The sequence below is a fragment of the Bradyrhizobium oropedii genome, assembly GCF_020889685.1.
Lineage (GTDB): Bacteria > Pseudomonadota > Alphaproteobacteria > Rhizobiales > Xanthobacteraceae > Bradyrhizobium > Bradyrhizobium oropedii.
This window is the reverse complement of sequence record NZ_JACMYO010000410.1, coordinates 1-1,721: the sequence shown is the minus strand read 5'-3', so window position 1 is coordinate 1,721 and position 1,721 is coordinate 1. Positions and strand designations below refer to the sequence as shown.

The following is a 1,721-nucleotide window of genomic DNA, read 5'->3' as shown; positions in this document are numbered from 1 at the left end:
CAGCACGCGCGGCCGCGCGCCGGTCGCGACGATGATGTGCTTGGCCTGGTAGGTGCCCTCGCCGCTCGCGCCCTTCGGCGCCTCGACCGCCGACTTCTTCACGGTGATCTTGCCGGGCGCATCGATCGTCGCGTCGCCCCAGATCACCGTGATCTTGTTCTTCTTCATCAGGAAGCCGACGCCGTCATTGAGGCGCTTCGAGACCCCGCGCGAGCGCTGCACCACAGCCTTCGGATCGAAGCTGACATTGTCGGCCGACAGCCCGTAATCCTTGGCGTGCTGCATGTAGTGGTAGATCTCGGCCGAGCGCAGCAGCGCCTTGGTCGGGATACAGCCCCAGTTCAGGCAGATGCCGCCGAGATAGGATTTCTCGACGATCGCGGTCTTGAAGCCGAGCTGCGCGGCGCGGATCGCGGTCACGTAGCCGCCGGGGCCGGAGCCGATGATGATGACGTCAAAGGATGTGTCGGCCATGGCGGCTCCCGTTCAACTCAACGTGTGACGCCGCGCGCGCGGCTTCTTGCGATCAACGACCTGACCAGCCATTCGAGCCCGATCACCACAGCCATGATGGCCAGGGCCGTCAGCACGACCAGCTGGGCGATGTCCCGCGCCAGCTGTTCGCCGGCGAAGAACGCGGAGTGCAGGAGATTCAACCCGACCGGGTTGAACACCAGCACAGCCGACAGCAGCAGCGAGATCCAGGGCCAGCGCGAGCGGGCCAAGCCGGCCATTCATCGGTACTCCTGCCATACCGCACCGAGAAATATGGTCCACACCAGCGCCAGCACACCGGCGCCGATCATCATCAACCGGAACTGGAACGTCGATATCAGGTCGCGGTTGACCGCGACCAGCAGCGCAACGGCGATGGCGGCGAGCAGAACGTACGGACCTGACATCGCGTACATGGCGGATGCCCGTCACACCATCATCATCACGGGGTTTTCGATCAGCTGCCTGAAGGCGCCGATCAGCTCGGCGCCGAGCGCGCCGTCGATGGCGCGGTGATCGCACGACAAGGTCACGCTCATCATCTGCGCGATCTCGATCTTGCCGCCACGTACCACCGGACGCTCCTCCGAGGTGCCAACCGCGAGGATCGAGGCGTGCGGCGGATTGATCACGGCGGTGAAGTGGTTGATGCCGTACATGCCGAGGTTGGACACCGCGGTGGTGCCGCCCTGATATTCTTCCGGCTTCAGCTTGCGGGCGCGGGCGCGCGCCGCAAAATCCTTCATCTCGTTGGAGATGGTCGACAGCGTCTTGGTCTCGGCCTTGCGGATGATCGGCGTGATCAGGCCGCCCGGCATCGCCACCGCGACGCCGACGTCGGAATGCTTGTGCTTGAGCATGCCGCCTTCGGTCCAGCTGACGTTGCAGTTCGGAATCTTCTGCAGCGCGACCGCCATCGCCTTGATGACGAAGTCGTTGACCGAAATCTTGTAGAGCGGCTTCTTCTCCTTGTCCTTCGGCGCCGACGCGTTGATCTCCTCGCGCGCAGCGAGCAGCTTGCCGATGTCGCAGTCGATCGTCAGGTAGAAGTGCGGGACGTTCTGCACCGAAGCGGTGAGACGCTGCGCGATGGTGCGGCGCATGCCGTCGTGCGGCACGATGTCGTAGGAGCCCGGTTCGAACAGCGCCAGGATCTGCTTGTCGGACATCGACGGCGCGATGCCCGGCCCCGCTGCGGCGGGCGCAGCCGCGGGTGCCTTCAGGCC

4 protein-coding genes are annotated in these 1,721 nt (G+C 64.9%); all 4 read right to left on the bottom strand.

Annotated elements, in window-relative coordinates; translation table 11 throughout:
- Positions 1-474, bottom strand: a 474-nt coding sequence (locus tag H8A95_RS42930; protein WP_229188437.1) for an FAD-dependent oxidoreductase, incomplete at its 3' end; no start/stop codon positions are given.
- Between the two features lie 17 nt (positions 475-491).
- Positions 492-734, bottom strand: coding sequence for a hypothetical protein (locus tag H8A95_RS42925; protein ID WP_229188436.1), 243 nt, complete (start codon positions 732-734; stop codon positions 492-494).
- Entirely contained in the window at positions 735-911 is a 177-nt protein-coding gene (locus tag H8A95_RS42920; RefSeq protein ID WP_165445499.1) for a hypothetical protein, read from the bottom strand.
- Positions 912-923: 12 nt separating this feature from the next.
- Positions 924-1,721 (bottom strand): 2-oxo acid dehydrogenase subunit E2 (locus H8A95_RS42915; protein WP_229188435.1); only part of this gene is annotated, 798 nt, incomplete at its 5' end.

Coding starts and splice junctions, on each gene's coding strand:
- H8A95_RS42925 (WP_229188436.1), bottom strand. CDS start 734: ATGGCCGGCTTGGCCCGCTCGCGCTGGCCCTGGATCTCGCTGCTGCTG.
- H8A95_RS42920 (WP_165445499.1), bottom strand. CDS start 911: ATGTACGCGATGTCAGGTCCGTACGTTCTGCTCGCCGCCATCGCCGTT.